Genomic DNA, 6610 nt, shown 5'->3' on the forward strand with positions numbered 1-6610 from the left:
CGGGATAGCGGTGGGAAAGGTGAATTCGCTGACGCTGCTGCCGGACCGGGTCCGCATGAAGTTCACCGTCGAGGACGAGGTATTCGTGGGCGATCAGACCGCTCTGGATCTCCGTATGCTGACAATCGTCGGCGGTTATTACGTGGCGCTCGAACCCATGGGAAACAAACCATTGGGTGACGCTGTGATTCCGCGAGAGCGGGTCGGACTACCCTACAACCTCACCCAGGCGTTCCAGGATGCCGTGCAGCCGGTGCGGCAGATCGACGGCACCGCATTTCGTCAGGATCTCGCCGCGGTGGCGGAGTCGGTGGGCGAGAGCCCCGATTCGGTTCGTGCCGTCATCGAGGCGGCCACCAGCCTTGTCGACGTCATGAACAGGCAGAACGCCGATATCTCCGATACGCTGGCGGTGGCCGACGAGTACTTGACCGCCTCGAGCGCCAATTCCGATGTGCTCGTGCAGCTGGTGAGGACACTGCAAGGGCTGGAAAACATCATCCAGAACAATAAATTCCAAGCCCAGCAGACCCTCGATGACCTCGCCACGATATTGGGTGACCTCGGCCCGCTCGGGCGGGCGTGGGACGACAGGCTGAAACAGCGGGCACAGCCATTCGCCGAGGCGATTCCGCAGCTGCAGCATCTCGGCGACCGGCTGGGCACGCTCCTGGACTCGCTGCGCACCGCGGAACAGCGATTGCTCCCCTTCCTGCCACCGGGCCAGGGCGTCGTGGTCGACCAATCGGCCGCAACTGTCCAGGCGACCGGTTTCTGCGTGCCTGTACCAGGAGGGACATGTTGATGCTGAGACGGGCTCTGGGGTCGCGCGGGTTCATATCGGCCCTTGTGGTGGTCACTTTTGTCGCGGCGGGGGTGATCGGGTGGCAGCTCGCCAGGCCCGCGCCGGACATGCGCACATATTGCGCGCAGATGCCCGATGCGATCGGCCTGTACGAGGGCAGCGCCGTCGCCATCATGGGCGTTCCGATCGGCCGGGTCACCGGTATCATCCCGGACGGGGCCACGGCGCGGGTGCGCTTCACCGTACCCGCCGACCGCAAGCTGCCACCGGACGTCGGCGCCGTCACCGTCAGTGACACGATTATCGCCGACCGGAAGCTCACCCTCATCGGCGCCGAACCTCGGGGCCCGGGCTGGGACCCGAGCCGATGCATCACGAAAACGTCGACTCCCAAGAGTCTGTCCGAGACCCTCGATGCCCTTGCCCAACTCGGGCAGCAGCTCAATGGTGCCGGGCAACCCGGCCGGGCGGGCGCAGTCGGCGCCGGTCTCGACGCTCTGGATCGCGCCACCGCCGGATCCGGCGACCGGATCAACACCCTGATCCAGCAACTCGGCAACGCACTATCGGCTCCCGACGCGGCCGTGGGCCATATCGGCAAACTGCTCGACGCCCTCACCGAGCTCACCCACCGAGCCCGCGGCGGCTGGCCCACCGTGCAGACCACCATGACCGGCCTGACCCAGACTTTCGTCGACATCAACACGCTCGAGTTTCCCCAGATCGTCCGTATCGTCGCAAATCTGGTCGATGTGCTCCCCCAGCTCAACGACGTGGTGATGATGTTGGGAGCGCCCGCCCTGCGCGCAATCGACTCGATACCGAACCTTCCGCATATGCTGTCGGCCGGAGTCGGATCACTGTCCGATGTCATTCGCATGACTCCTGCGATCGCGGCAGGGTTCACCGAGTCCGTCGATAAGAACACCGGCCGAATATCCATCGGCTATGCACCACCGAAACTGGCTCTCCCTCGGTCGAACACAGCCGAAGTGTGCGCGGCGATGGAACTCCTCATGCGGCAGCGATGCCGGACTGCCGACAACGGCGTGGTCACGATACCGAGTCTTTCTGCAATTCTCGCGGCGGTGAGTGCACGATGAGGCGATTCCTGGCGCACTGGAGAACAGGCGCATACGCGATATTCGCGGGCATCTTCGCAATGGCGGCCACCGGATGCGGCTTTCAGACGGCCGATATCACCGTCCCCGGCACCGGCACCAGTGGACCGTCCTACCACCTGCGCATCGAATTCGCCGATGTGCTGAATCTGCCACAGGGAGCGAAAGTCATCGCAGGCGGCGTGACCGTCGGGCACCTGAACACACTCACAGTCGTCGACGCCGCGGCAGATACCTCGGGGCGGCCGGGCCACCGCGGGTTCGTCGTCGCCGATGTCGCGATCCGCGACTCGGTGCGCTTTCCCGCGGGCACCACCGCCCAGCTGCGGCAGGAAACACCGCTGGGTGATGTGCACATCGCACTCACCGAGCCCGCTGGACCCGATACGGGGCAGTTGTCGCCGGGTTCGACGATTCCATTGGCCGACACAAAACAGTCCCCGCCGATCGAGGGCATCCTGACCCGGTTGTCCACCTTCGTCGGTAGCGGCGCCGTCACCGACTTCCAGGACATCGTGCATCGGATCAATACGATCATGCCGACCGACCCGCGGGACACCGCCCGCGTCTCCGATGCTCTGGGCGCGAACCTCGAGGATCTGGCCGCCGACACCGGCTCGATCCACCACCTGGTGCGCGGCCTGCGATCGACTGTCGATGAGGGTCTTCTGCACAACGCACCGGCATTCGACCAACTCCTCACCCCCGAGGGCGTCGGACACACCACCGACGTGATCAACACCACCATCGGCGTCGTCTATGTGCTCACCGCCCTCGGACCTTTGGCGCCGAGCGCACTCTGGCTCGGTCCGGCGCTGCAATCCGGTAGCCGCGCCCTGCAGGCTTTTGTGCCGATGTTGTTCGGAAGCCATCCCCTCGATACCGGTTCACCGTCGAATTTCAAGACTCTCGTGGAACTTGTCCAGAACAAAATCATCCCGTTCGTAGAGCACGGTCCGAAGCTGAATCTGGTCGGCATCACCGTCGATTCGCCGCCGGGCGCCGCCGCCCTCCCGCCTCAGCAGCAGACCGAACGAATAATCGACACATTGCGGATGATCGGAGCCGTGCGATGAACTTGCGAGCAACAGTGTCGCTCTCCGCAATCGCCGCGGTGCTTGTGCTGGGTATCGGGTACATGACGATCGGTGTGCTGCATCTGGACCCGCGTCGCAGCTACCTCACCGTCGACCTGCACCTGCACAACTCCGGGGGCCTGGGTGTGAACGCGCCGGTGCTGCTCAACGGCATTCAGGTCGGTCGTGCACAGGAAGTGCGCAAGCAGGCCGGAGATGTCCTGGTTCGGCTGCGTATCGACAAGCGATATCACATTCCGATTTCCAGCAGAGTGCGCGTCGAGCAACTCTCGGCGCTCGGCGAGCCCTACATCGAATTCGCCCCGCAGGGCCGCACAGGCCCGTACCTGGCCGACGGGCAGCGCATTCCGACCGAACTCGTGCATGTCCCGGTGACCATCACAGCTCTGTCGGCCCGCTTTGTCGACCTGCTGAATCAACTACACCCGCAAACGATTGCAAGTCTTGTCGATACCTTCGACCGCGCCCTGTCGGGTACCGATTCGGCCATGCAAACCCTGCAACGCTCGACCACGTTGCTGGCGGCCACCTTACTCAGCCGCACCGGCACCATGCGCCGACTGTTCGCCGATATCCAAGCTCTGGGCGGCAACATCGAGTGGCTCGGACCGGCGCTGACGTCCAGTGGTCCGGAGCTGGGTGAATTCGGCACGTCGCTCAGCAACGTCGTCCAGCAGGCCTCGGCGCTGGTCGAAAGCCGCCCGGTTTCCGATTATTTCACCGGTGACGGACTGACACCGTTCCTGGGTCGGCTGACCGATTTCCTGAACAAGATCGGGCCCGGCGTCGCACCTCTGGCGCCGGTCTTGCAGCCCGTCGTCACCGATTCCCTGAGCCGGGCGCCCCGGCTCGATATCAGCGCGCTGATCGACCAATCCCTCCACGGAATCGACCCGGATGGCACCCTGCACTTCCGGATCACCACCAAGTAACCCCGCTCAGGACCGATGGTCGACCTGCCAGGAGGACAAATCATGGCCACGGCAACAGACGACAAGACCACTGCCCCTGACAAGGGCACCGCCGCGACGAGCATGTCGGACGACCCCGAGCCCGACAGCCGGGCACGCAAGGCGGTGACGCTCTCGATTCGGCTGTCCACTGTGCTCACCGCATTTGCGCTGGCTCTGCTCCTCGCCGGCACGCTGATATTCGGGTTCCTGTATCGGTCGGCACGATCAGAGCTGGATCATCGCGACACCGTCGCCGCCGACAACCGGCATGCCGAGAAGGTCGCCATGACCTATGCCCTCGGTGCCTCGACGATCGATTTCCATGATGTCGGAGGCTGGCTCACTCGCCTCAAGGCCGGCACCAGTCCCCAACTGTCCGCCAAATTCGACGCCACCGCCCCACAACTCGAACAGATCCTGCTACCACTGCAATGGACATCCAGGGCAACCCCGCAGTCCGCCACGGTGACCTCCGAATCCGGTGGCGTATACAAGGTCAACGCCTACCTCACCGTCAACTCCACCAGCGTGCAAACCCCCGACGGGGTGCCGACCACCGTTACATACTCGGTGACGATCGATCGCAACAACAACTGGTCCATCACCGACGTCGGCGGGCTCCACACCGCGCTACCGGCGAAATAAGCAAAGGCCGGTAGCGGCAGGTTCAGATCACCAGCAGGGCACCCACCAGCGCGATGGTCGCTACCCACACGGTGGACAGAGTTGCCAGCACGACCGGACGTAGCCCGACCGAGCGCAGCAGCGACACGCGTACGCCGATCCCCAGCGCGAACATCGCCGCAGTGAGCAGTCCGGCCTGCACCTGCTGGGCCGTGTCGATCAGGCGGTGCGGGAGCAGCCCGGACGAGCGCAGGGCGACGCAGACGAGGAAGCCGAGCACGAACAGCGGGACAAGCGGCGGTTGCGCGCCGCCGGTATCTGCGCCGTCGGTCATTCGCCGCCGGCGCGCGGCCAGACAGGCCATGACCGGCGCCAACATCAGTACGCGGGCCAGCTTGACCAGTGTGGCGACGGCCAGCGCACCGCCGCCGACGATACCGCCGGCCGCCACTGCCTGTGCCACTTCGTGGATCGAGCCGCCGGCCCACATTCCCGCCTGCTGCTCGGACAGACCCATCGCGTGCGCCAGGAGTGGAACAACCGGGATCATCAGTGTCCCGAAGACTACCACCAGCGCGACCGCGGTCAGCAGTTCCTCCTCGTCGGCGTCGACGACCCCACCGGTGGCTGCGACCGCGGCGGCACCGCAGATCGAGAATCCGCACGCGATGAGCACCCGCTGGGTCCACGACAGACCCAGCAGTTTGCCCGCGTACAGGGTGCCCGCGATGCCGAGAACGACGATCGCCACGACGACCGCGACAACACCCCATCCGAGGGCGACGACATCGGTGAACATCAGCTTCAGGCCGAGTAGTGCCACCCCTATCCGCAGCAGCCGCTTGGACGAGAAGTCCAGACCCGGCCGGATCCAGCCGGGTACAGCGACGAGGTTGGCCAGCGAGGCGCCGAGCGCGATGGCGATCAAGAGCGGACTCACGGCCGGCAGGAGGCTTCCGATTCCCAGCGACGCTGCCGCTCCGGCGCCGCACAATGCGATACCGGCCGCCATGCCCGCGCGCCTGGTCCGGACCCGTCGACCTGTTTCCGGCCGGGCTTCTGGATCTCTCACCCGATGCGGACCGGTGACCGGGCGAACAATTCTGGACATACCGAGAACTCTGCTGCGCCCCACGCTTCGGCGGTAGCCGGCAATCCGCTGTCACTACATATCAATCTGATATGTGAAACCGCTAGCTCATATAATATGAGCATGTTCAATGGATGGCCGGACCTCGTGGTTCTGGAATTGCTCGTCGGAGTCGACGATCACGGAAGTCTCGGTGCCGCAAGCAGAATCGCCGGCGTCGCACAACCGAACGCCAGTCGCGCGATCAAGAGGCTCGAGGCGCAGGTCGGCGCACCGCTGTTGCAGCGAAAGCCCACCGGATCGACACTGACGCCGGAGGGCACAGTTATCGCCCACTGGTCGAGGAAAGTTCTCGAGGACGCCCGCCGACTACTCGACGTCGCCGCGGGCATGCGCGAGAAACGCGCCGCGGAGCTCACGGCGAGCGCGAGTATGACCGTCGCCGAGCATCTGATGCCGGCGTGGCTGGGCCAGTTCCGGCGAACGGCTCCGGACGTCACGATCCATCTCCAGGTACGCAATTCCATGCAGGTGTTCGACGATGTCACCGCCGGACACTGCGATATCGGGTTCGTCGAGTCCCCGACCGTGCCCCGGGCGCTGCACAGTGTCGCGGTCGCACGCGACCGGCTGGTGGTCGTCGTGGACCCGCGCCATCCGTGGACGCGCCGCAGACGGCCGCTATCGGTCGCCGAACTCGCCCGGACTCCGCTCGTGGTCCGCGAGCCCGGCTCCGGCACGCGGACCCCGCGCGACCGGGCTCGCCACGAATACGACAGGGCGGCCCCCCCGCCCGCGCCCCCCCCTGGCCGATTTCGCGGCGCCCCCGGCCGCGGGGGCCCCGCGTGCCGGCGCCGGGCCCGCGCCCCACGAGCGGAGTCCGGGCGAGTTCGGCGACCGATAGCGGCCGTCTGCGGCGC

Annotated in this window: 7 protein-coding genes; 6 read left to right on the forward strand and 1 reads right to left on the reverse strand. The window is 65.6% G+C overall.

What is annotated here, in order from left to right:
- From QH195_RS17455 to QH195_RS17475, 5 genes are all read left to right on the forward strand, one after another.
- The coding region (locus tag QH195_RS17455; protein ID WP_280436178.1) for an MCE family protein at nucleotides 1-805 on the forward strand (805 nt) is incomplete at its 5' end.
- Entirely contained in the window at nucleotides 805-1908 is a 1104-nt protein-coding gene (locus QH195_RS17460; protein WP_280436179.1) for an MlaD family protein, read from the forward strand. The genes QH195_RS17455 and QH195_RS17460, both read left to right, overlap by 1 nt.
- Complete coding sequence (locus QH195_RS17465; RefSeq protein WP_280436180.1) at nucleotides 1905-3002, forward strand: MlaD family protein; 1098 nt, start codon at nucleotides 1905-1907, stop codon at nucleotides 3000-3002. The genes QH195_RS17460 and QH195_RS17465 overlap by 4 nt, the downstream gene beginning before the upstream one ends.
- A complete protein-coding gene (locus QH195_RS17470) occupies nucleotides 2999-3955 on the forward strand; it encodes an MlaD family protein (protein WP_280436181.1) in 957 nt (318 codons plus the stop codon). Before QH195_RS17465 ends, QH195_RS17470 begins: the two co-directional genes overlap by 4 nt.
- A 42-nt stretch (nucleotides 3956-3997) precedes the next feature.
- On the forward strand, nucleotides 3998-4621 hold the full coding sequence (locus QH195_RS17475; RefSeq protein WP_280436182.1) for a hypothetical protein: 624 nt from the start codon (nucleotides 3998-4000) through the stop codon (nucleotides 4619-4621).
- Between the two features lie 22 nt (nucleotides 4622-4643).
- On the opposite strand, the gene QH195_RS17480 is transcribed toward QH195_RS17475, so the two are convergent.
- The gene (locus QH195_RS17480) at nucleotides 4644-5711 is read right to left on the reverse strand and encodes a YeiH family protein (RefSeq protein ID WP_432278427.1); all 1068 of its coding nucleotides are present in this window, start codon (nucleotides 5709-5711) and stop codon (nucleotides 4644-4646) included.
- Nucleotides 5712-5813: 102 nt separating this feature from the next.
- Between QH195_RS17480 and QH195_RS17485 the strand changes: the two genes are divergently transcribed.
- A partial coding sequence (locus QH195_RS17485; protein ID WP_280436184.1) for a LysR family transcriptional regulator occupies nucleotides 5814-6610 on the forward strand: 797 nt, incomplete at its 3' end.

The organism is Nocardia carnea, from assembly GCF_029868855.1.
Taxonomy (GTDB): Bacteria; Actinomycetota; Actinomycetes; order Mycobacteriales; family Mycobacteriaceae; genus Nocardia; species Nocardia carnea_A.